This is a genomic window from Pseudarthrobacter siccitolerans, assembly GCF_030823375.1.
Lineage (GTDB): Bacteria > Actinomycetota > Actinomycetes > Actinomycetales > Micrococcaceae > Arthrobacter > Arthrobacter siccitolerans_A.
In genome coordinates, this window is the sequence record NZ_JAUSXB010000001.1 from 2396597 (window position 1) to 2417191 (window position 20595).

At 59.3% G+C, this 20595-nt stretch carries 21 protein-coding genes and 1 pseudogene; 12 read left to right on the plus strand and 10 right to left on the minus strand.

Features of this window, described 5'->3' with window-relative positions; translation table 11 throughout:
- Positions 1 to 6: 6 nt before the first annotated feature.
- Positions 7 to 396, plus strand: coding sequence for a Zn-ribbon domain-containing OB-fold protein (locus QFZ36_RS11220; protein WP_306636481.1), 390 nt, complete (start codon positions 7 to 9; stop codon positions 394 to 396).
- A 107-nt stretch (positions 397 to 503) separates the two neighbouring features.
- Here QFZ36_RS11220 and lipA read toward each other — a convergent pair whose 3' ends face one another.
- The 3 genes from lipA to QFZ36_RS11235 form a co-directional block, all read right to left on the minus strand.
- Positions 504 to 1532 carry a lipoyl synthase gene (gene lipA / locus QFZ36_RS11225; RefSeq protein ID WP_306636483.1) on the minus strand — a complete coding sequence of 343 codons (1029 nt, stop codon included), beginning with the start codon at positions 1530 to 1532 and terminating at the stop codon, positions 504 to 506.
- Positions 1533 to 1749: 217 nt separating this feature from the next.
- Positions 1750 to 2400, minus strand: coding sequence for a GntR family transcriptional regulator (locus QFZ36_RS11230; RefSeq protein WP_306639181.1), 651 nt, complete (start codon positions 2398 to 2400; stop codon positions 1750 to 1752).
- A gap of 96 nt (positions 2401 to 2496) precedes the next feature.
- Positions 2497 to 3384, minus strand: a complete 888-nt coding sequence (locus tag QFZ36_RS11235) for an NAD(P)-dependent oxidoreductase (RefSeq protein WP_306636484.1) — start codon at positions 3382 to 3384, stop codon at positions 2497 to 2499.
- Positions 3385 to 4461: 1077 nt separating this feature from the next.
- Here QFZ36_RS11235 and QFZ36_RS11240 point away from each other — a divergent pair.
- The 7 genes from QFZ36_RS11240 (at position 4462) to QFZ36_RS11265 (ending at position 10823) form a co-directional block, all read left to right on the plus strand.
- Positions 4462 to 5730 carry an MFS transporter gene (locus QFZ36_RS11240; protein WP_306636486.1) on the plus strand — a complete coding sequence of 423 codons (1269 nt, stop codon included), beginning with the start codon at positions 4462 to 4464 and terminating at the stop codon, positions 5728 to 5730.
- A 163-nt stretch (positions 5731 to 5893) separates the two neighbouring features.
- On the plus strand, positions 5894 to 7045 hold the full coding sequence (locus tag QFZ36_RS11245; protein WP_306636488.1) for an amidohydrolase family protein: 1152 nt from the start codon (positions 5894 to 5896) through the stop codon (positions 7043 to 7045).
- 5 nt (positions 7046 to 7050) lie between these two features.
- Positions 7051 to 8187: an amidohydrolase family protein gene (locus QFZ36_RS11250; protein ID WP_306636490.1), complete on the plus strand. Its 1137-nt coding sequence runs from the start codon at positions 7051 to 7053 to the stop codon at positions 8185 to 8187.
- Positions 8184 to 8459, plus strand: a complete 276-nt coding sequence (locus QFZ36_RS11255) for a Rieske (2Fe-2S) protein (protein WP_306636492.1) — start codon at positions 8184 to 8186, stop codon at positions 8457 to 8459. The genes QFZ36_RS11250 and QFZ36_RS11255 overlap by 4 nt, the downstream gene beginning before the upstream one ends.
- Positions 8353 to 8667: a Rieske (2Fe-2S) protein gene (locus tag QFZ36_RS20940; protein ID WP_373427037.1), complete on the plus strand. Its 315-nt coding sequence runs from the start codon at positions 8353 to 8355 to the stop codon at positions 8665 to 8667. The genes QFZ36_RS11255 and QFZ36_RS20940 overlap by 107 nt, the downstream gene beginning before the upstream one ends.
- Positions 8668 to 8795: 128 nt before the next feature.
- Positions 8796 to 9770, plus strand: a complete 975-nt coding sequence (locus tag QFZ36_RS11260; RefSeq protein WP_306636494.1) for a PDR/VanB family oxidoreductase — start codon at positions 8796 to 8798, stop codon at positions 9768 to 9770.
- 87 nt (positions 9771 to 9857) lie between these two features.
- On the plus strand, positions 9858 to 10823 hold the full coding sequence (locus QFZ36_RS11265) for an AEC family transporter (protein WP_306636495.1): 966 nt from the start codon (positions 9858 to 9860) through the stop codon (positions 10821 to 10823).
- 319 nt (positions 10824 to 11142) lie between these two features.
- Here QFZ36_RS11265 and QFZ36_RS20985 read toward each other — a convergent pair.
- A pseudogene (locus tag QFZ36_RS20985) lies at positions 11143 to 11512 on the minus strand (ATP-binding protein); the annotation flags it as partial.
- A 154-nt stretch (positions 11513 to 11666) separates the two neighbouring features.
- Between QFZ36_RS20985 and QFZ36_RS11280 the strand changes: the two are divergent.
- On the plus strand, positions 11667 to 11846 hold the full coding sequence (locus QFZ36_RS11280) for a hypothetical protein (protein ID WP_306636498.1): 180 nt from the start codon (positions 11667 to 11669) through the stop codon (positions 11844 to 11846).
- A gap of 259 nt (positions 11847 to 12105) precedes the next feature.
- Here QFZ36_RS11280 and QFZ36_RS11285 read toward each other — a convergent pair whose 3' ends face one another.
- From QFZ36_RS11285 to QFZ36_RS11310, 6 genes are all read right to left on the minus strand, one after another.
- Entirely contained in the window at positions 12106 to 12906 is an 801-nt protein-coding gene (locus tag QFZ36_RS11285) for a 2-oxo acid dehydrogenase subunit E2 (protein ID WP_306636500.1), read from the minus strand.
- Between the two features lie 79 nt (positions 12907 to 12985).
- Positions 12986 to 13996, minus strand: a complete 1011-nt coding sequence (locus tag QFZ36_RS11290) for an alpha-ketoacid dehydrogenase subunit beta (RefSeq protein ID WP_306636502.1) — start codon at positions 13994 to 13996, stop codon at positions 12986 to 12988.
- Positions 13993 to 14988, minus strand: a complete 996-nt coding sequence (locus QFZ36_RS11295; protein ID WP_306636504.1) for a thiamine pyrophosphate-dependent dehydrogenase E1 component subunit alpha — start codon at positions 14986 to 14988, stop codon at positions 13993 to 13995. Before QFZ36_RS11295 ends, QFZ36_RS11290 begins: the two co-directional genes overlap by 4 nt.
- Positions 14989 to 14990: 2 nt before the next feature.
- A complete protein-coding gene (locus QFZ36_RS11300) occupies positions 14991 to 15206 on the minus strand; it encodes a lipoyl domain-containing protein (protein WP_306636505.1) in 216 nt (71 codons plus the stop codon).
- Positions 15207 to 15551: 345 nt separating this feature from the next.
- Positions 15552 to 16247, minus strand: a complete 696-nt coding sequence (locus tag QFZ36_RS11305; RefSeq protein WP_306636507.1) for a GntR family transcriptional regulator — start codon at positions 16245 to 16247, stop codon at positions 15552 to 15554.
- A gap of 132 nt (positions 16248 to 16379) precedes the next feature.
- A complete protein-coding gene (locus tag QFZ36_RS11310; protein ID WP_306636509.1) occupies positions 16380 to 17195 on the minus strand; it encodes an SDR family NAD(P)-dependent oxidoreductase in 816 nt (271 codons plus the stop codon).
- A 297-nt stretch (positions 17196 to 17492) separates the two neighbouring features.
- Between QFZ36_RS11310 and QFZ36_RS11315 the strand changes: the two genes are divergently transcribed.
- The 3 genes from QFZ36_RS11315 (at position 17493) to QFZ36_RS11325 (ending at position 20201) form a co-directional block, all read left to right on the plus strand.
- Positions 17493 to 18191, plus strand: coding sequence for a FadR/GntR family transcriptional regulator (locus tag QFZ36_RS11315; protein WP_306636510.1), 699 nt, complete (start codon positions 17493 to 17495; stop codon positions 18189 to 18191).
- Between the two features lie 625 nt (positions 18192 to 18816).
- Positions 18817 to 19356 carry a TetR/AcrR family transcriptional regulator gene (locus QFZ36_RS11320; RefSeq protein ID WP_306636512.1) on the plus strand — a complete coding sequence of 180 codons (540 nt, stop codon included), beginning with the start codon at positions 18817 to 18819 and terminating at the stop codon, positions 19354 to 19356.
- A 710-nt stretch (positions 19357 to 20066) separates the two neighbouring features.
- Positions 20067 to 20201, plus strand: a complete 135-nt coding sequence (locus tag QFZ36_RS11325; RefSeq protein WP_306636514.1) for a hypothetical protein — start codon at positions 20067 to 20069, stop codon at positions 20199 to 20201.
- The last annotated feature ends 394 nt before the right edge of the window (positions 20202 to 20595 follow it).

Sequence of the window (20595 nt, forward strand, 5' to 3'; positions counted from 1 at the left end):
AATCCCATGGCCCTCTTCCCCATCATCACTGACGCCGACACCAAACCTTTTCTCGACGCTGCAGAACGCGGAGAATTCCTTCTGGTCCGCAGCAAGTCCACCGGCGAATACTTCGAACCACGGACCGACCCCACACTTGATGATGACCTTGAATATGCTGCAGCTGCCGGCACCGGCACCGTAATTTCCTGGACCATCGCGCACGGCAAAGACCGGGACGGCAACCCGACCCGGACCGGCCTCGGCATTGTCGAGCTCACCGAAGGACCCTGGTGGTGGACACGGATCGATGGCATCGGTTCGGACAGTCCAACAGGGAAACCAGTGCACGTCGAGTTCGAAAAGTCCGGCCCTGGCGAAATCCACGCAACCGTCCCCTACTTCGTCATGGACTGAAGTGGATCGGGCTGCAGGGACACCGTGAGTATCACTATCACCGGCCGCTGCAGTAAGCGCTTCGAGTCTCCAAACTCCTGTAAAGCTTTACCCACGCCGCATCGTGGTTATTGGTCAGCGCCTGGGTGCGCGAGCAGTGAGCTGGCTTCCTGGCGGGTGGTCCCGGAGTCCTGGATGCCTTCTGCGATGTGGGCGAGTTCGGCGGGGATGTCCCGGCCTTTCTTGCGCATGGCGGTGGCCCAGAGCCGGCCGGCCCGGTACGAGGAACGTACCAGCGGGCCACTCATGACGCCGAGGAAGCCGAGCTCGGTGGCCTCGTCCTGCAGGTCCACGAACTCCTGGGGCTTGACCCACCGGTCCACCGGCAGGTGCCGCTCGGACGGGCGAAGGTACTGGGTGATGGTGATCAGGTCGCACCCCGCCTCGTGCAGGTCGCGGAGCGCTTCGGAGATTTCTTCGCGGGTTTCGCCCATGCCCAGGATCAGGTTGGACTTGGTGACCATGCCCAGGTTCCGGCCCTGCGTGATCACGTCCAGGGACCGCTCGTACCGGAACGCGGGCCGGATCCGCTTGAAGATCCTTGGCACGGTTTCGACGTTGTGCGCGAACACCTCGGGTTTGGAGTCGCAGATCGCGGCGATGTGTTCGGGTTTGCCGGAGAAGTCCGGGATCAGCAGCTCCACCCCGGTGCCCGGGTTCAGCTCGTGGATCTTCCGGACGGTTTCGGCGTACAGCCATACGCCCTCGTCCGCCAGGTCGTCGCGGGCCACCCCGGTGACGGTGGCGTAGCGCAGCTGCATGGCCTGCACGGACCGGGCCACCTTGGTGGGCTCGAACATGTCCACCGGGGAGGGTTTGCCGGTATCGATCTGGCAGAAGTCACAGCGGCGCGTGCACTCGGACCCGCCGATCAGGAACGTGGCTTCCTTGTCCTCCCAGCACTCAAAAATGTTGGGGCAGCCGGCCTCCTCACACACCGTGTGCAGGCCCTCTTTCTTCACCAGGTTTTTGAGCTGGACGAACTCCGGGCCCATCTGGACCTTGGCCTTGATCCACTCCGGCTTCCGCTCCACAGGAACAGCAGAATTGCGCTGTTCAACCCGCAACAGCTTGCGGCCTTCAGGTGCCAATGTCATATCAACGCTCCCCATGGCTCTACTTGGTTGGACGGTCGTGAAGTCTTAGTGCCTGTTTCCGCTCTGAATTGCTTCATACTCATCCCTTGACTGGGTGCTACCCGTCGTTATTTGGACATAGATAAATTTGTGTCTGCGGGAGTACCAGCAAGAACTGAAATTTGGAGATCACTGATGTACAGGATCCTCGGATGCGTTTAGACCGGGCCTCGCATTGCTAGGCCACGAGGTTATTAGCGGCTTCGTGCATATGCTCGTGGATGGTCCTGATTGACAGTGCAGCGTCACCGGTTTCGATTGCGGTCACGATATCGCGGTGGCGCTGCGCGGTCATGTTGGTGGCGGCCCTTTCCAGACCACCGAACATGACGGACATGCGGATGGAGCCTTCAAGGGAGGTCCAGGAGTGAAGCAGCGTTTTATTCCCAGTAAGCCTGCAGAGGCTCCGGTGGAATTCTGTATCAGTGTCGATTCGCTCCTCGACTGGTGCGTCACGGGCAGCGTCTATCGCGTCAACTGCCAGATGCAGCGATTTCGTCGCACGATCACGCTCCGGGAGTTCGCAAAGTATACGAGCGGCCAGCGATTCCAGCGCGGCACGCACGGCGTAGATGTCCCGAATCTCAGTGACATTGATGGCGCGGACGGAGAGACGGCCCCGCTCTCCTGCAGTCACCAGGCCTTCTTGCTCGAGTTGCCGCAGTGCTTCACGGAGGGTTCCACGGCTGATCTGGAGCATTTCCGAAAGCTCTGTCTCGACCAGGTGCCGGCCGGGTACCAGCTCGCCTCTTGTGATGGCGGTGCGCAGCGCAGCAAGCGTCTGCTCGCGGAGGCTCTTTTTTTCCAGGCCGCGTAGCGGTGTGCGCAGTGCGCCTTGGTCTGGTGTGATGGGATCTCCTCATTGAGTCTTTGCGTATGTGCGGATGCAGATTTCCGGAGCTGGGTTAGCCCGTTGTCCGAGGCTCTACATGGTTAGGTCCCGCGGGACATCCACGATTGAGGAGTCATCCGCGGTATCGAGGCCTTCTTCCGAGGCTCGCTGGAATTCTTGGGCCACGGCGTTGAGGATTCTGGCATCGAATCCCGCCGCTGCCGCTGCGGTCTTCACCAGTGATGTGTCTTTGACGAAGATGGATAGGTGGGTCTGCGTGGGGCGTTGTTCTGGGGGCAGGAGCATGCGGGGGCCGCGGTCTGCGAGCATCCAGGATCCGCCAGCACCCCCACCGACGGCCTTGAGCACTTTTTCCTGATCCAATCCGAGCGAGTGAGCAAACGCGAGTGCTTCCCCTGCAACGGCGAGATGGGACGCGGACAGCAGCTGGTTGACCATTTTGTAAGCCTGTCCGTTGCCGACTTTGCTTCCGCAGTCCTGGATGGTCCCTATGGTTTCCAACGTCTCCCGGAGGGAACTCACGTCCGCCGAGTTGCCCGCGACGAAGAGGCCCAAGCGACCTTCAAGCGCGCCGCTGACTCCCCCTGTTACCGGACAGTCGATGACGCTGATCCCGCGGCCAGCAAGTTTGTCAGCGAAGTCACTCACCGCATCGACGCCTACCGTACTGAGGACCACAACAATCTTAATGGCGCTGGCACCGGACAGCAGTCCGGAGTCCAGCAGGTCCCGAAGTTGGTCGCCAGTTGCGACCACGACAAACAGGGCGGTGGCGTCGGTGAGATCCTCAAGTGCCGTAGACGCTGCGATTCCCAGCTCGGAGGCCTTGGCGACCTGGCTTTCATTCAGGTCCACGGCGCATAACGCCTGGCCGCTGTTGTGGATACGTTGCGCCATGGGCAGACCCATGGCGCCTATCCCGAGAAAACCGACGAGAGGAGCCGTAGTTACTGTGGTCATACTTTCTGCGCCACCTTGCAGTGCAGAAAGTATGACTCCAACTGTCATGGCTTCCCTTCGCCGCGGAGCGGTGCGTGGGTTTGCGGACAGGTCTTTTTGGAAGTTGCCCCTGAGTCGTGTCAGAGCATTTTGAAGAAGCTCCACAGAGGGTTTCCTTCCTATCGGCAGGGGACGCATGGGCCGCGGCGACCGTTCCCCAGCGTTTCGCCGCGACTTTCCTGATGCTTTGCGGCGGCTACAGAGCCTCTGAGTATCATCTAGGCCACCCAAAGGCTATATTGGTAGTACCAAGATGTCCAGCCTTAACGGTTCCTGGCCCCGCTCAGACGTCAATGAACCGCGCGTCGGCCATGGTGGCAGCAGCCTGCCCCGCCCTCCTGGATGCCGGGCGTCGGCCCTTCTTGTGGGATGGTGCCGCGAGAAATCGAAACGCCTCACACCAAACTCTGGATGTGGGCTTGACCACACTCAAAGGTCATGCCAAACTTACTTCTGGTACTACCAAGATTCGGGTTGTAGCGACATGCTGGTCATGTCGAATCAAAGCATGGACCTACTAATGGCCCGTAGCCCATATCTTCATCGGGTCGATAGCGAAAGGATTCTGCCATGGACACTGTTGTCAAGCGGAAGCTTCCCGAGAGCAGCGCGGAAACTCGCCTGCCTCGATCTGAACCGAATGAGCAGCCCGTCGGGGTAGCAGCCTGGCGCGTCAACCAGTGGAGCCTCCTTGTGGGGCTCGATGTGGAGGTCCGGCTCGAGCCGGGACAGCGTATTACCGGTCGAGTCGATGATGCGATGCCTGACTCCACCCTCCTTTGGCTGAACACAGATGGTACGGGGAGGCGGACAATCGAAAAGTCCCGAGGGCATGAAGTTTGGCTCCACGCGCCGGTCTCGGACCTGCGCCCGCGAAGGTAGAGACCGTCTGGTGTCTACTGCCCATTAACTGCATATGCGTTACACCTACATAGGCGTGAGGCCTCACGGCCCGCGCGAAAGGGACATATGAGCAACAAATCCCCCGTCTCGAATTCTGAGGCAACAAAACCGTCGGCCGAGAAGTCTCCTCCGATCATGAAAAAAGTCGCCTTCGCGAGTTTCGTTGGCACAGCAATCGAGTATTACGACTTTTTCATCTACGGCACAGCAGCGGCGCTGGTCTTCCCGACGGTGTTTTTCCCTGAAATGACACCGGCGCTGGCCGCAACGGCATCTTTTGCCACCTTCGCCGTCGCCTTCCTTTCACGGCCCCTCGGAGCTGCAATCTTCGGCCATTTTGGTGATCGCCTGGGCCGCAAGAAGACCCTGGTTGCCACCCTGCTCATCATGGGCCTGTCAACGGTGGCCGTCGGGATTCTGCCGGGTGCTGCCGCAATCGGCATTGCCGCACCCATCATTTTGTTGATCCTTAGACTGCTGCAGGGAGTGGCGGTCGGTGGTGAATGGGCCGGCTCGGCCCTGCTCAGCGCAGAATACGCGCCAGCCAATAAGCGTGGTCTCTATGGCATGTTCACCCAGCTGGGCGTGGGCGCCGGCCTGGTGCTGACCAACCTGGTCTTCCTTGCTGTCAACTTCACCATGGGAGAAAAGAGCGAAGCGTTCCTCACCTGGGGCTGGAGGATCCCGTTCCTTTTCAGTGCCGTCCTGGTCATCATCGCGCTGTACGTGCGGCTCACCATCGAAGAGACCCCGGTGTTCCGCGCAGAGAAGGCGAAGTCGGGGGCCGTCAAGGCACCCATCGTCGAGCTGTTCCGTCACCAGGGGGGCAGGGTAGTGCTGGCAGGCGGATGTATCCTCGCAGCCTACATCTACAGCTTCATGGGCGGAACGTTCCTGCTTGGATATGCCAGCACCTCAGTGCATCACCCGCGGACGCTGATCCTGGTGGGCGGTGTTCTCGGCGGACTCGCCCTGATGGCTGTCACTGCAGTCTCGGCGATCCTCTGCGACAAGTACGGGCGCCGCGCAATGATGATCCTTGGGTTCAGCCTGGCCCTCCCCTGGTCCTTCGCAGTCATACCCCTTCTCGATACCGGATCACCGTTCCTGTTTATCGTCGGAGTCATGGGAACGTCCGCGGTCATGGGTGTTTTCTATGGCCCGCTGGCATCCTTCATCCCGGAACTCTTCGCTACCCGGTACCGGTACACCGGGGCCAGCCTGGCGTTCCACGTCAGCGGCATCATCGGTGGCGCCATCCCGCCGCTTCTCATCGGTGCCCTCCTCGTGTCCTATGGAAGCTGGGCAGTAGGAGCCATGATGGCAGTTCTTGTACTGCTAAGCCTGCTGAGCACCCTTGCCCTCAAAGAAACGCGTGACGAGGCCTTGGACGCGGTCTACTAAAGTCTCTTAGTCAGGGAAATCCCCGGCGTCCTAATAGGTGGGCTCCGAGATGAGGAAACTCATCTCGGAGCCCACTTGAGATCTACCTCACAAGGGCGTATCGTACTCATTAGATGGATCCTGGATCCAGGATCCAGACAAGCTGCTTAGTTTCTCCAGCACAATGAAGTGGAAGGAAAAGATTTATATGAGTCTGGCCCAAAAAAGCGCGGCTGATGTCATGTCCTCCGGCGGTGTCCGGCCTGCCGTCGTCGATTGCGACGTTCATCCTATTCTGGAGTCTTCCGGTCAGCTGCTGCCCTATCTGGATGAGTACTGGCATGACCAGCTGGTTGCCGCGAGGACGCCGACGTATGAGCCGAACTATCACCCGCGAAACTCTGCAATCGCTCAGCGTCCCGGAACCAAGACAGCGGAAAATGGGCGAGCAGCCACTACGGTTGAAAACCTTGTTGCCGATGTCTTTAAGGACGGGTTCACGGATTTCGCGATTTTGAACTGCCTGTATGCCACTCAGCAGATTCATCAGCCGCGGCGGGAGCAGGCCCATGTCCGTGCGCTGAACACGTGGATCGCCAATGAGTGGCTGGCTAAGGACTCCAGGCTGAGGGCATCCATCGTTGTGCCCCTGGGAACACCGGAAGCCGCTGCGGCGGAAATCGATTTCTGGGCCAGCGACGACCGGTTCGTGCAGGTACTGCTGGTGGGCCAGTCCGAGTTGCTCTACGGCCGCCAGATCAATTGGCCGATCTGGGAAGCTGCAGAACGGGCCGGGCTTCCGGTTGCCATTCACATCGGAGGCGTATTCCGTCAGGCTCCTACATCTGTTGGATGGCCCGCGACGCACCTGGAATGGTATGTCGGCCAGACGTCCAATCTTGAAGCGCAGATCAGCTCGATCGTCTGTGAAGGCGTGCTTCAGAAGTTCCCGGGCACCAAGGTTGTTATCAGCGAGGTTGGTTTCAACTGGCTGCCGGCCTATATGTGGAAATTTGACAAGCTCTGGAAGAGCTACCGGCCCGACACTCCGTGGCTTGACCGGGCACCCTCGGATTTGATCCGTGAGCACTTCAGGTTCACAACCAGCCCGTCAGACGGTGCCGAGATTCCCGGGCAACTCGACAAGACCGTTGATCGTATGGGCTCAGATCGCTTGCTGGTTTACTCCAGCGACTATCCGCACAACCATGCCTCCGGGCCACGGGACATCGAAGCGGGAACCAACGACCAAGCACTTCTGGATCGGATCTACCGCCAGAACGCCGCCGAACTCTACAACCTGGTCGTTGCCGAAAACCGGATTGAGGGGAAATAGGAGCCATGACTACAACCAAAAGCGAAAAGGCGACTGCTTTGTCCAAGCCAGTCGTAACAACGGGGCTTATCGACGTCGATATCCACCCTCTTCCCAAAGTCGGGGGACTCAACGAGTACTTGCCAACCGGCATCCTGAAGCAGCTTGATGAGTACGGCATGAGGTCAACCACGGGACTCCAGCTCATCAGCGAATACCCGCAGATGTATGGCAACGCGATGCGCGCCGATGCCTGGCCCGAAGACGGCTACCCGGGCAGCGACCTGGACCTCATGCGGACGCAGCTTCTTGACCTGTACAACATTGAGCTCGGGGTGCTGCAGTGCCTCTCCCCCGGGGGTCAGACGCTGAATCCCGCTGGGCAGGCTCTGAACCCTGAAATCGGATCAGCCCTGTGCAGCGCACTCAACGACTACCAGATTGAACACCTGGTTCACCCTGAACCCCGCCTGCGTGTGTCAATGGCGGCAACCTTCGAAGCGCCCGACCTGGCTGTTAAGGAGATCGACCGCGTTGGCTCCGACCCGGCGGTCATTTCCATTCTTGGGCTGAGCAAGACCATGGAACCGATGGGCAGCAGGAAGTACTGGCCCATCTACGAGGCGGCGGTGGCGCACAACCTGCCCATCCAGGTACACCTGTCCCAAGGAGGCGGCCACGCCAACACGGGTACCGGCTGGACTTCGTATCACGCCGAGTACCATGTCGGTCACGTACAAAGCATCCAGTCCCAAATGCTGAGCCTCATTCTTCAGGGGGTCTTCGACCGGTTCCCCGGCCTCAAAATCATGTTCGTTGAAGGCAACGTCGCACACTTCGTCCCGTTGATTCAGCGGCTTGACTACCACTGGAAGACGCTGCGCAGTGAGGTCCCGAACCTGCAGCGCAAACCGTCTGAGTACATTCACGATCACATTTGGGCTTCCACACAGCCGATTGATGAGCCGCAGAACCCCCGGCATCTTCAGGAAATCATTGAAGAGTTCTGCCCTGACAACGTGCTCTTCGCCTCTGACTATCCGCACTTTGATTTTGACTCGCCTGAAACCGTGTTCCCGGCAAGCTTTTCGCCGGAGCTCAAGGAGAAGATCTTCAGGACCAACGGCATGCGATTCTTCGGGCTGGAGAATGGGGCAAAGTGAGTAAGTACGTTGTTGCCCGGGCTGGCGAGATTGAGCCAGGGGGCCGGAAAATCATCGAACTCGAAGGACGCTCAGTGGGCGTGCTGAATGTCGATGGCGAGTACTTTGCCCTCCTGAACCACTGCCCACACGCCGGGGCCGAACTGTGCAGATTTGGCACCATCTTTGGAGTGTCTTCCGCTGAAAAGCCTGACTCGCCCATCACCTACCAACGCGGGCCGTTCCATTCGCTGTCCGTGGCACCAGTGGGAGTTCGATATCCGCACCGGTGAGTCCTTCTACGACCCGAAAAACGCCAGAGTACGCAAGTACGACGTCGAGGTGTTCCCCGGGTCCCCGGAGGCATTGACAGACCCTGAGGGGGGCCTGCAAAAAGGGCCCTACGTCATGGAGGGATACGAGGTCAGTATCGAGGGCGAAGTCATCGTTGTGGACACGAGCCGTCGACGCAAAGAACGTCGTCCCAACATCGAGCCGTGATCTGCCGCTGACATCCGCCCCCTCCGGGGAGTCGCACTTCCGGGGCAGCTCAGAGGTCCAAAAGGGCATCTGAGCTGCCCCACAGCAATCCACCGGTACATCCGTACCCAACTCTTACAGGTGAGACCATGACCCACGCAAAAAAGTCCTTCCCTGAGCATTCAACCGTAAATGCTCAGATCGTAGATATTGTCAATGAAGCCGAGGGTGTCGTGTCCTTGCACCTGGCGCCCGTAGAAGGCTCATTCCCTGGCTGGGAACCTGGTGCCCACATCGAGTTGAATCTTGCTCCTGACCTGATCCGCCAGTATTCGCTCTGCGGAGATCCTCAGGTACGCGACCGTTGGCGGGTTGGAGTTCTGCGCGAACCCCAAAGCCGCGGTGGATCCCAGTTCGTTCACGACAAGCTATCGGTCGGGGACGTCATCGAATGTGGCAGCCCTCTGAACAACTTCGAACTGGTCGATGCAAAAGAATACCTGTTTATTGCGGGCGGAATCGGGGTGACCCCTATTTTGCCGATGATCGCCGAGTGTGAGGCACGAGGTGCTTCCTGGCGGATGGTCTACGGCGGGCGCAACGAAAATTCCATGGCCTTCAGGGCCGAAGTGGCAAAATACGGCGACAAAGTGACCATGTGGCCTCAGGACCGATTCGGGATCATTGATCTAAAATCGCTACTCACAGAACCAAACGACGGCCTTGCCGTCTATTGCTGCGGCCCGGGCGTGCTGCTCGATGCGGTGGAGGGGTTCTGCGCGCAGTGGCCCGAAAACACCGCAACGCTGCACCTGGAGCGGTTCCGCCCCAAGGCCGGCGCCCTCGATGGGCAAAACACCGCGTTCGAGGTAGTGATTGATTCCTCGGGTGACGTACTAACGGTTGAGGCCGACCGGTCCATTGCAGAAACACTCGAGGCCGCCGGTATCCACGTGCCAACTTCATGTCGGGAAGGCACCTGCGGTACCTGCGAAACGGGCCTCCTCGAGGGGATCCCGGATCATCGGGACTCTTACTTGACACCAGAGGAGAAATCCTCGAACGAGATCATCATGCTTTGCTGCTCGAGGTCCTGCAGCAAACGCCTGGTCCTCGATCTGTGATTTTACTTCTCCCGACCAGACGCGCCATAGAGGGTTGAAAACGTTGGTCGTGGCTGCAGGTCCCCGCCAGGACAAACTCAACCGTCCATGCTAGTTGAAGTATTCCTTAAGGTCCTCCCACTCTTCCTTGGGATCCTCGTTGGATACCTTGCAAGTTACTGGCCGCGATTTCAGGAGAACGCCGAGCCCGCAATCAGTGCCTTCGTGTTCTACATCGCACTACCGGCCCTACTTTTCGTCGTCGCGGCTAAAGCCGATCTGGGTGAAGGCATCCCGCCGGCCTTTCCCGCCTTGATCGTGGCTGTCACCGTTGGAGTCTCCTTAGTGAGCTTTGTTCCACTGTGGATCATCTCGAAAAGAGACCTGCCCAACAGCATTGCCGCTACGCTTTCAGCGACCTATGGCAACGTCTCCTACCTTGGGATACCAGTGGTGTTGGGCATTCTGGGCACAGCGGGCGGCCTGCCAGCAGTGATTGGCCAGCTCGTCCACAACCTCATATTCCTGCTCGGCTACCCCGTTCTTCATGAGCTGCTGTTCAGCCAGCGGGCGGACAGAGCCGGCCGATGGAAAGCGATCACCCACACGGTCTACAAAGCGATGGTGTGCAGCCCCTTAATCTGGGCCATCGTGCTCGGCATCGCCGTAAGCACGACGAAAATCTCTGTGTTCGCTCCGCTGATGGAATTCACAAGCATGCTGGCAGGAGCAGCCGCACCAGGGGCGCTATTCGCGATCGGCCTGAGCCTACGGGGCGCGGTCCGGGTTTTTCGCGGAGGCAAACTTCGTCTTACCCCTGTATGGGCGGCCGGAGTCGCCAAGCTGATCCTTATGCCAGCGGCAACAGCAGCCGCCGCTCTCATTTTCGCTCCGGACATACCTCACCCCTGGCTAATCACCCTCATCATCATGGCCGGAATGCCAACCTCAGCCACCGCCTATGTATTGTCCCAAACCAGCGGCGGGGACGGCCGAACAGTTGCGGCAATCATCCTCGTCACCAACTTTTTCGGGATCGTCACCCTTCCCATCGCCGCACAGTTGTTCACCTAAAGGGCAGTCATCGATCCGGAGAACCAACTGGACTGCCCTGCCCGCCCCCGGCTGTCTTCAAGCGGCACATTTGTCCTTCAATGTAAAAGGTTGCCGCGGCCGGGTGCACGCTCTGTCTACCCGGATACTCCAGACTCTGAACAGAAGCTGCGGGGCTTTGCCTGCGGGAGAAAGCACGCTTGGAACGATGGTCACCCGTCAGTCGTACGGAGGCTTATCGGTTGCACCGGAACGCCGACCGTACACACCCGGGGACGTGTTAACGCTAACCGAAAATAGGGCCAGTGTGCCGATCGAAAACGGGCCACAGGTTGCTGTTCTATTGTGCCTGAAGCTGCGTTCTGGTCTTGTCCCTGAGCCGGTAGCTGTTTCCGGTCAGGTTCAGGACTTCTGCATGGTGAACGATCCGGTCGATCATTGCTGAGGCCACTGTCGCGTCGCTGAAGACCTCGCCCCACCTGCTGAAGGCGAGGTTGCCGGTCAGCACCGGGAGGCGTGTTCCTAGCGGGATGAAACCAACCGGAAAAGGGGATGTAGCTGACGTCGTCAACGATGAGCAGCTTGTAACGGCGGAGCTTGGCCAGTTCCTGGGGCAGGCGTCCGGGGTCGTGGACTTCGGCCAACCTCAATACCCACCTGGTCGCGCTGTCGAACAGGACCCGGTGGCTGGCACGTGCCGCCCGGATCCCCCGGACCGGATCAGCTACGAACCCGGGCAGGCGCAGTGCGATTTCTCGTTCCCGGAGGTCGGGATACCCGTTGGCGCCGGCAAGGTCAGGGTTCTGCCGGAGCCGGTGTCATACCATTCGCGGCGCATCATTGCCCCGGATGATCCCGTCCCGGATGACCGGGGACCTGTCAGCCGGAGTGTGGGACCTGTCAGCCGGAGTGTGGGAGCTGCTCGGTGGGTTGGGCGCGGTCCCGCGGCGGCTGGTCCGCGATAACGAAACCGGCATCCGGCGGCGGAACGCTATGCCGCCGGGGTGGCGCATTCGCCGGGTCCTCGCCACTCCGATCGTTTAGGTCAAGCCTGCGGCCCGGAGATCAAGGGCGTGGTCGAGCGGCCCAGTTCCTGGAGATGTCGATCTGCCGGGCCGTCATCGCCTCACCGGAGGACTACATCGATGGCCGGCACCTGGGTGTGGGGCTTACGCTGATGGCAACCTCAGTTAGACCCCTTGGACGCCAGCCCACATCATGCGGCATGACGTGGGATTTCGGCATCGGGGATGACTGGGCCGCCCGCGAGTATCAGTCGTTGTCCGGGGTACGGCAACGGCCCTCAAAAGGTTGCTGTCAGACCCGCATCTTCGATTGCGGTGGCAAAGGCGGCAAGCACCGTTGCCGCGGCGGCCCCGTCAAGGGCCTGATGATCAAAGGTTAAGGACAAAGGAATCTGTGGGGCGCTTCCCGGGACGGCAGTGTGCATGGCTCCAATACCCAGGATGCCGACTTCGGGGGCGTTCAAAACCGGTGTGAACCAGTGGATTCCGAGCCCTCCCAGGTTGGACACGGTGAAAGTTCCTCCGGTCATCGCGTCCATGGTGATCTTTCCAGTTTTCGCAAGTTCGATTAACTGCTTGCTCCGTTGTGCCAGTTCTTTCAGGCTGAGCCCGTTGGCGCCATGGATAACCGGAACCAGGAGGGACTTCCCGGTGTCGACGGCAAATCCAAGGTTCACAGAGGAATGCCGCTCGATGCCCTCTGAGGTGAAGAGAGCGTTGATCTCAGTATGAGTTTCCAACACCCGCGACGCACAGTACATGATGATGTCGTTGACGGTAGGGCAGACATCATCAGGGTTCTCTGTGCTCTGTTTCTTCAGGCTTGCTCTGAGAGAGACCATGTTTGTGGCGTCGGCATATCGGGTCAGGGTGACCTGAGCCGTTTCCTGCAGTGACGCGCGCATCCGTTGGGCGGTGATTTTCCGTGCGCCCCGGACCTTGATGAGTTCCGTGCATGTGTGGTCGGTATCCTGCATGAGTGAGCTTTCTTGAGGCTGTCGGCAGAGCGTGTCTGTTACGCCGGCTTCCGGTTGTTTGGGATCGACGCCGCGCCTTGGGGCGCGGGATTTCTTCAGCATTCTGATTCAGGCCATGCGCTGCGGGATGCAGCAGCGCACAGCCTGAATGTCAACGCCGTGTGGCATTAAAGCTACGGAGTCACACAGTCAGTTTGCTGTGGTGTCCCACTGTTGCCAGAGCCTCGGCAACGATGTTCTCCGTGGAGGGGACCACGGCGCTCTCCAGCTCTTCGGAATAGGGAATGGGTGCTCGTGCGGCGCCCATCCGGCGGGGGGCTGCGGCAAGTTCTCCCCAGCATTCCTGCACCGTGTTACTGATGAACTCCCCGCCCCAGCCGAAGTCCCGGACTGCTTCGTGAACAACCAGAAGGTGTCGGGTTTTCCGAACGGAAGTAAAGACAGTCTCCATGTCGAAGGGATAGAGAGTCCGCGGATCGATGATTTCCACGTCCACTCCTTGAGAGCTGAGAATGTCTGCGGCTTCGAGTGCGCGCTTGGTCATTAGTTGCGTTGCAACTATGGTGAGGTCTTTGCCTTCACGGGCCACCCGGGCCTTGCCCAGCGGAATGAGTTCCTTCGTCACTGGGCCCTTGTCGTAGTAAAGGGCTTTGTGTTCGAGGAAAATTGTGGGGTTGTTGCTCTTGATAGCGCTGCGCAAGAGACCGTAAGCGTCGTTTGCGGTACCGGGAACGACGACCTCCAAGCCCGGAATGTGGGCATAGAGGGTTTCCAGCGACTGTGAATGCTGGGCCGCTTTGCCGATGCCGGATCCACCGTTGCTGCGCACCACCAGCGGGGTGGAGAACTGTCCCCCGAACATGTAGCGGGCTTTGGCGGCCTGGTTAATCAGTCCGTCTGCTCCCAGAAGCATAAAGTCGGAGTACATGATCTCAACGACAGTCCGTGTGCCCGCCATAGCGGCCCCGGCTCCGGCAGAGATCAAAGCTTCTTCACTGATTGGCGTGTCCCGGACACGCTCTTTACCAAACACTTCAGCCATTTTGCGTGTCACACCGTAGATGCCGCCGCCGGTACCCCAGGTGGTGAGGTCCTCGCCCATGATGATCGTTGAAGGGTCCTCAGTGAATTCATCATGCAGGGCTGCGTTCAGTGCCCGCCAAATTGTCAGTTGCTGAGCTGGTTTGTTCATCGGTTGACCTCGCTGACTTGAGTGAAGGCTGAAGAAACGTCCGGGTAGGGAGAGGCCTTGGCAAATTCCTCAGCGGCGTCTACTGCTGTCAGAGCGGCGGCTGCAATCGTCTGCAGTTGCGTCTCGTCCAACACGTTCGAGTCGAGGAGTTTTTTCGCGATCCGTGCAATTGGGTCACGGCCCTTCCATTGCTCCACCTGTTCCGCAGTCCTGTAAATTTCGGTGTCTCCGGCCATATGACCCAGGTACCGATAGGTGTCCGCAACGATGAAGGACGGTCCCTGCCCGGACCGGGCCCTATGGACCGCTGCGGCGGCGGCATTGCTGACGGCTTCTACGTCCATTCCATCAACATCAACAGATGGCACTCCATAAGCTTCTCCGCGCCGGCGCAGATCGGGCTGGGCCACCATCTCCTCCAACGTTGCGGACTGAGCGAAGTGGTTGTTTTCGCAGACAAAAATCACGGGGAGATTCCAGATCGCTGCAAGATTAAAGGCTTCGGCCAGCACACCCTGATTGGTGGCCCCATCGCCGAAATAGGCCACCGCCACATCGTCTGTGCCCTGCGCTTGGGCCGCCAGTGCCGCGCCGGTGGCGAGCCCGATGCCGGCGCCAACGATGCCGTTGGTGCCCAAAATTCCCAGCTCTTTCACTCCGATGTGCATAGAGCCTCCCTTGCCACCGCAATATCCATCGCGACGTCCCAGGATTTCAGCCAGTGTCCGTCCGGCATCTGCTCCCTTAGCCAGGCAATGGGCGTGCCCACGATGATTGCTTGCGACGCTGTCGGAGGCCCGCAGTGCCCAAGACACGCCCACTGCTACGGCTTCCATGCCTACCGAAGGGTGGGTCGAGCCGCGAATAAGGCCTTCCTCTGAATACCCCGGAAGGCGGGACTCAAACTCGCGGATTGTACTCATCAACTCCAAAGCCGACGGTCCATCTATGTCAAGAGCAAACCTGGTGGTCTCCGAAGTGTCGACAGTCATATCTAGCTCACCCTCGCGATGATCGTCTCAGGTTCCACAACATCTCCCTCGGCTGCCACGTACTTAATGGTTCCGCTGGCCGGTGACACGACTTCGACCTGGACCTTTGAGGTTTCGAGTTCGGCGATGGCTTGGCCTGCGGTAACTTCACTGCCATCCTCCACCAGCCATTCACTGAGGTCGGCTTCAGTTTCGCTTCCCAGGAGTTCCTTACTCACAATGACATCCACAATAAAATCCCTTCGTTGGTGTTTCCCTCATCCATCATGGTGCTACCAAGTAAGTTATGTCAATGACCTGTCTTAAATTTCAAACAATCTTCTGAGCGGAGCTCCTGGCGACTCGGGTAGGGTCCGTACCCTCGCATGCAGCCCCTGAAGGAGCATCTTCTTCAGGGCACAGCACCATGCAACCCAGCGTCAACCCCTGCACAAATGCGCCTTTTACGGACCACGACCACGAACACCGCAGTCCTGCGCGAAACCTGAAGGCGTTCCCCGGTTCCGCACAACGGCTCGGCGAGTTTTTGGCTTCGGGGGCACAGGGTGCCACAACGCAGCCCGCTAGTCGGAGAGGGAGATGACCTTGGCTAGCTGGGCTGCACCATTTTCAAGATGCTGCCGGAGCCTGCTCTCGGCGAGGTCGGGGTCACCGTCGAAGATCGCGGCAGCAATCATTTCGTGTTCGTCCCAGGCAATGGCAGCCACGCTCGGCATGTTTAACATCCTGAACATGGCCCGCTCCACGACTGACCACACGGGGATGACAACTTTCCGGAACTGGGAATTTCCAGTAGCGGTCAGAATCGACATGTGGAACTCCCGGTCGACCTCCAGCAGTTGCTCGGCGTCGTAGCCGGATACCTTGCCCCGATGTTTTTCCAGGACGCGGCGGATCTGCTCCACCCCCTCCATCGGGCGATGAGTGGCCACGTGCCGGACGGCCTGGGACTCAAGAGCCTGCCGGATTTCGTAGACGTCTTGCAGATCCTTCAGGTACAGGGGACGGACAGCCACACCGCCCCCTGGCAGCTTTTCGAGCAGCCCTTCAGTTACAAGTTCGCTGATGGCTGCCCGAACAGGCATGCGGCTGACGCCAAGCTGGTTGGCGACCTGCTCTTGGCTGAGCCGGACCCCGGTGGGTAATTCGTCGCGTGCGACTGCCAGTCGCAATCTGTCCCGAACCGTCCGGGCCAGAGTTGTGGAGTCCCGGGCAGGAATTTCGGCCATCGCTGGACCGCCGGCCCGAGGCAGGCTCATTCCAAAGCCTGGCGTAGCTTCTGGGTTACGCAAGGACATAGTGCCTCCTCGGACGGCTGTGTTATAGATATCCTATCCTTTGGATCCCGGATCCCACGTCAGGGCGGTTAGGGTGCGGCTGCAAGTGCCGAATTACTGTCCCACGGAGGCCGTCAGACCACCGTCTACGGGCAGGCAAACACCGTTGACGTATTTCGACTCATCCGAAGCCAGGAAGAGCGCGGCCTGGGCAACGTCAAAGGATGTACCCATTTTTCCCGTGGGGCTGAGGGCGTGGCGGGCTTCGAGCATCGCTTCAATGGACGGGTAGTTACCGGCGATTTGCTTGTACATCATCGGTGTTTCGATGAAGCCGGGCGCTACAGCGTTGGCGCGGATGCCCTTATCGGCGTATTCAAGAGCCAGGTTGACCGTAAACTGAATCAGGCCGCCCTTGGTCGCTGAGTAACTTGGGTAGTTGTACCCCAGGTAGCGCATGCCGCCCACTGAGGCGATGTTGACGATGCTGCCGTAGCCCTGTTCGAGGAAGATCGGCAGGACATGCTTGGTGGTGATGAAGGCGCTGGTGAGGTTGACCCTCATGACAAGGTCCCACTCGTCCAGGCCCATCTCGATGGGCCCGCCCATCCTCGCGATGCCGACGTTGTTATGGAGCACGCTTGGTTTCCCCACTTGGGAAACACAGTCGCGGACAGACGCCTCCACTGCCGCGTTGTCGGATACGTCCGCTACCGCACCACCGATTGAAATCGAGAGATTCCTCGCATCCTTCAGCTCAGCCAGTTTTTCGACGGAACCCTTCACTGCATCCGGCGAAACATCTACGACAAAAACGTTGCCGCCCTCTTCGGCGTATGTCAGCGCCGCAGCCAAACCATTGTTGATCTCACCCCCCACCGATCCCCCGCCGAATACGATGACTGTTTTCCCTGCCATACGTGCTGTCATAACGTCTCCTTTGTCGATTCTGATTTTTGCAACCGGATCCCCGCATGCGAGTGGCAATCTGGCTTCCGTATGAACCCTGACCATGCGCTGGCACGCCGGAACTGGGCGGTGCGGCGTTTTGGTCAGTTCTTCACCCGGGCAGGCCATGGAAAATGCTTGCACCCCAGCCGCAATTTTGGTGCTACCAAGCCTGTGGTGTCAAGGCAGGTCTATTAAAATCCACGTACCATGTACAGAAATAGGCCGCGAAAAGACAGCCTTGGTACTGCCAAAATAGGTAGGAGGGTGAGGAGCGCAATGGAAGACAACCTTCTGGTCAAATTGCTGAACTTGGTGGAGGACGCGGGACCTGATCAGCGCATACCTTCCGAGCGCGAACTTACCGTCCAGTGGGGTACCTCGCGGACGGCATTACGTCACCGGCTCAGGATGCTGGAAGCCATGGGGGCCCTCGAAAGGAGAGGGGCCGCAGGGACGTATACACGCACCGTGAAGCCGCATGATGTTGCAGCTGCGCTCAAGATAGGTCTGCATTCCTCGGCCCTCTCATCAGCTTCCGCTTTTCAACCGGTGCGAGTCGCGCTTGAACGACAGGCGGCCAAGATGGCAGCAGAGGACTTCAAACCCATTCCTGTCGCTCATGCAGAAGACGCCGTCATGAGAATGGAAAAGTCCACCACACCCGACGCCCTCTACGCAGCTGATCTCGATTTTCACCATGCAATTTTCGAGGCCTCCGGCGACCCTGCATTGATCTTCTTCTCCACGGCGGTCGGTGACTTGATCGCGGACTCGGTGAGCTCCCGCCGGTCGAGAATGCTTCGGCTCGCGAATGATGTAGATGAAATGAGGGTGCTCCACCGCGCCATCCTTGAAGCGGTCAAAGCCAAGGATCCGGCCAGCGCCATGGCTGCTATGGATAGCCATTTCGACAGAATCGATTCCTTGGAAATTCATGACCCTACTTACCGACCTGTAGTGGACGAGGTGGTCTAAAGATTTGTGATAATCGCTCGCCTGGGATGCGGGCGGACCGCACAAAAATGCCCCGCTACGTTTAGTCGGCCCTGCACGCGAGGTAATCAGATGATCACCGAGGGATGCCAACATCCTGTGAGAAACAAGGCGGCAGCGGCTCGAAAAATCACAACAGCGGCGGTGCAACTGGGGAATGAAACTCTCCATCGGGCGGGTTCGCATGCCGAAGCCCGCACCCGGTACTTCCCCAGCTGAGCCGAGAGCATTGCGTTTGCCCGCAGCAGCCTTTCCTTATCTCATTGGGATAGGTGAGCGATAGCTTTTCTTCCCTCGTCCGGCTAGGGGCGGTGGAACTTGTCCAGCCAGTGTTCTCCGTCATTCTTCGCGTGGTTCCCGATCTCCGAAAAACTCCTCCGAACAAATCGGTTCGCGTAGCCCGGACCCCAGATTGACAAAAGAACTTTTCCTGGTCCGCCTCCGCGATCTCTACATGCTCTGGGGTTTTCTCGTTTAATGCCGAGGTACCCCCAACCTGACAAGGGAATGTCAGGGTCTTAACTTCCTTGTAGGACGGTTCTGGAACTCAACCTCACAGGCGAAGGTTGGAGGCAACTCTGGCCGGACAGCGAATCGGGTATATGCGGTGAGCACGCTGGACCAGAACGAGAAACGCCAACTCGAAGGCCAGGTCCTCCACCGGGTGATCACGGACAAGGCCTCCGGCAGTGCCGCCGACGCCGGCGTGTCAGCATCCCTGGTAAAGAAGCTGTTCCTTTCCAAGGAAAAACTCTTTGCCGCCGTGCAACCTGAAGAGTCACTGCTTGCCGAAGTGAACGTCCCGACGTTGGAACTGGGCATAGCCCTCGTCTTTCGCGTGCTGATGCGCCAGGAACGCGGAATGCAGGAGCCCTGGGCAACCATCCCGCTGGCCGTGCTGAACTCCCCCAACCCCGAGGCCGCGCGGACAGAAATCCGCGAACGCTACCTCGATGCCATCGCCCAGCTCATCGGTGACACCACCCCGGACCGCCGATTCGCCTCCACCGTGACCGCCTTGATGACCGGGTTCGGCGGGACCATGCGTACCCTGGGCCTCTTCGACGGCTGGGACCTTGACGAACTCGTGGAGCAGTACGGAGCAATCGTCCAAACCCAGATCAACGCATCCAAGGCCGCCGCATAGACCGGATCCGCCTCCCCAAACTGCGTCGGCTGGCGACACGGCCCGGGATCGCTCCCCCGGCCGCGGCTCGTGAAGGCCTGATGCCCGAGCCCGTAAAGCGGAGCTTGAGCGAAACCCCAGGCAGGCCGTAATAGCCGTCCCAGCGGGGCAAGGTCGACAACAATCAGTCGACGGCCTGAGGCGAGGAAAACTACAAGCAGCCCGAGCGCGAGCTCTCAAAGTGGTCCTGGGATGACCTGAGCCTTTTAGCAGCTAAGGACGGGTGCAAAAGCATTCCGAGTTAGCGCACTGAACATCATAGGGCCCTAGCTGTTCAAATGTCTGTTCCGAACGCCTCCGGCTATTTTCCTTGTCCTCGTCAATGGACCGCGTCACCTTTTTCATAGCTCGCACCTAGTCCTCCTTCGGTGGCCAGCGAGAGCGGCCGTTCATAATCATTCGACGGTAGGGGCCCGGGATTTCGGTTCCGGGCATGAATTATTTCCGCTGAGTAAAATGCAGGTTTAGGCACGAAATAACGCGGAATCTGAACACTTCGCGGACGTGGTACCACCGGTGGGACACGATAGCCGACCTGGAGCGTTCGACTACTCAAAAAAGCGCCGCTGCTCCTCCTGGGCGGCTACCACACCCCTGGAGGCATCCGGCGGATAGGATTGGCCCGGCTTACCGGCTGGCTGAAAAAACGCGGCTGCCGCAACAGTGCCAAGATGGCCGAGAAGGCATTGATAGCCGCGAACTCGCAGCGCACCGTCCTGCCTTACTCAGGCCACGGGCTTTGCCATCACAAACGCATTCGTACTGGTCTGATCGAGCATCTCCATGTCGTCATCGGAGAGAAGTGATACTTTCGAGCTCACCTTGGCCTCCAAAACCCGGCGGACTTGCAGCAACTCTCGCGGAAGGTATCAACTCGCGTACGTGGCGAAAGGACCATCTGTTCGCAGGATGTTCCATTCAGTTGGCTAAGGTAACGGGAGCATTCACGCGGTCATTCCTGTCTACGGGAAATCCCCAACGGCCATCCGGCGCACGAAGTCCGTGCGCACCGGCTCAGGAGCCCGGAGTACGCCGGGGTCACCTAAGCCTCGCGGCAGGGTAAACACCGGTGAAGTACCACCTACTGGGCCCTTAAAAGGACCACTTGCATTCGAGAAAACTCGCGGTAGCTCAGTTAGGAGCGCACGCTCCCAAACCATTCCTCCTCAAACGCCACGGGTCACGCATATGTGACCCGCC

Coding starts and splice junctions, on each gene's coding strand:
- QFZ36_RS11220 (WP_306636481.1), top strand. CDS start 7: ATGGCCCTCTTCCCCATCATCACTGACGCCGACACCAAACCTTTTCTC.
- lipA (WP_306636483.1), bottom strand. CDS start 1,532: ATGACATTGGCACCTGAAGGCCGCAAGCTGTTGCGGGTTGAACAGCGC.
- QFZ36_RS11235 (WP_306636484.1), bottom strand. CDS start 3,384: ATGACCACAGTAACTACGGCTCCTCTCGTCGGTTTTCTCGGGATAGGC.
- QFZ36_RS11240 (WP_306636486.1), top strand. CDS start 4,462: ATGAAAAAAGTCGCCTTCGCGAGTTTCGTTGGCACAGCAATCGAGTAT.
- QFZ36_RS11245 (WP_306636488.1), top strand. CDS start 5,894: ATGAAGTGGAAGGAAAAGATTTATATGAGTCTGGCCCAAAAAAGCGCG.
- QFZ36_RS11250 (WP_306636490.1), top strand. CDS start 7,051: ATGACTACAACCAAAAGCGAAAAGGCGACTGCTTTGTCCAAGCCAGTC.
- QFZ36_RS11260 (WP_306636494.1), top strand. CDS start 8,796: ATGACCCACGCAAAAAAGTCCTTCCCTGAGCATTCAACCGTAAATGCT.
- QFZ36_RS11265 (WP_306636495.1), top strand. CDS start 9,858: ATGCTAGTTGAAGTATTCCTTAAGGTCCTCCCACTCTTCCTTGGGATC.
- QFZ36_RS11280 (WP_306636498.1), top strand. CDS start 11,667: ATGACCGGGGACCTGTCAGCCGGAGTGTGGGACCTGTCAGCCGGAGTG.
- QFZ36_RS11285 (WP_306636500.1), bottom strand. CDS start 12,906: ATGCTGAAGAAATCCCGCGCCCCAAGGCGCGGCGTCGATCCCAAACAA.
- QFZ36_RS11290 (WP_306636502.1), bottom strand. CDS start 13,996: ATGAACAAACCAGCTCAGCAACTGACAATTTGGCGGGCACTGAACGCA.
- QFZ36_RS11295 (WP_306636504.1), bottom strand. CDS start 14,988: ATGACTGTCGACACTTCGGAGACCACCAGGTTTGCTCTTGACATAGAT.
- QFZ36_RS11305 (WP_306636507.1), bottom strand. CDS start 16,247: ATGAGCCTGCCTCGGGCCGGCGGTCCAGCGATGGCCGAAATTCCTGCC.
- QFZ36_RS11310 (WP_306636509.1), bottom strand. CDS start 17,195: ATGACAGCACGTATGGCAGGGAAAACAGTCATCGTATTCGGCGGGGGA.
- QFZ36_RS11315 (WP_306636510.1), top strand. CDS start 17,493: ATGGAAGACAACCTTCTGGTCAAATTGCTGAACTTGGTGGAGGACGCG.
- QFZ36_RS11325 (WP_306636514.1), top strand. CDS start 20,067: ATGGCCGAGAAGGCATTGATAGCCGCGAACTCGCAGCGCACCGTCCTG.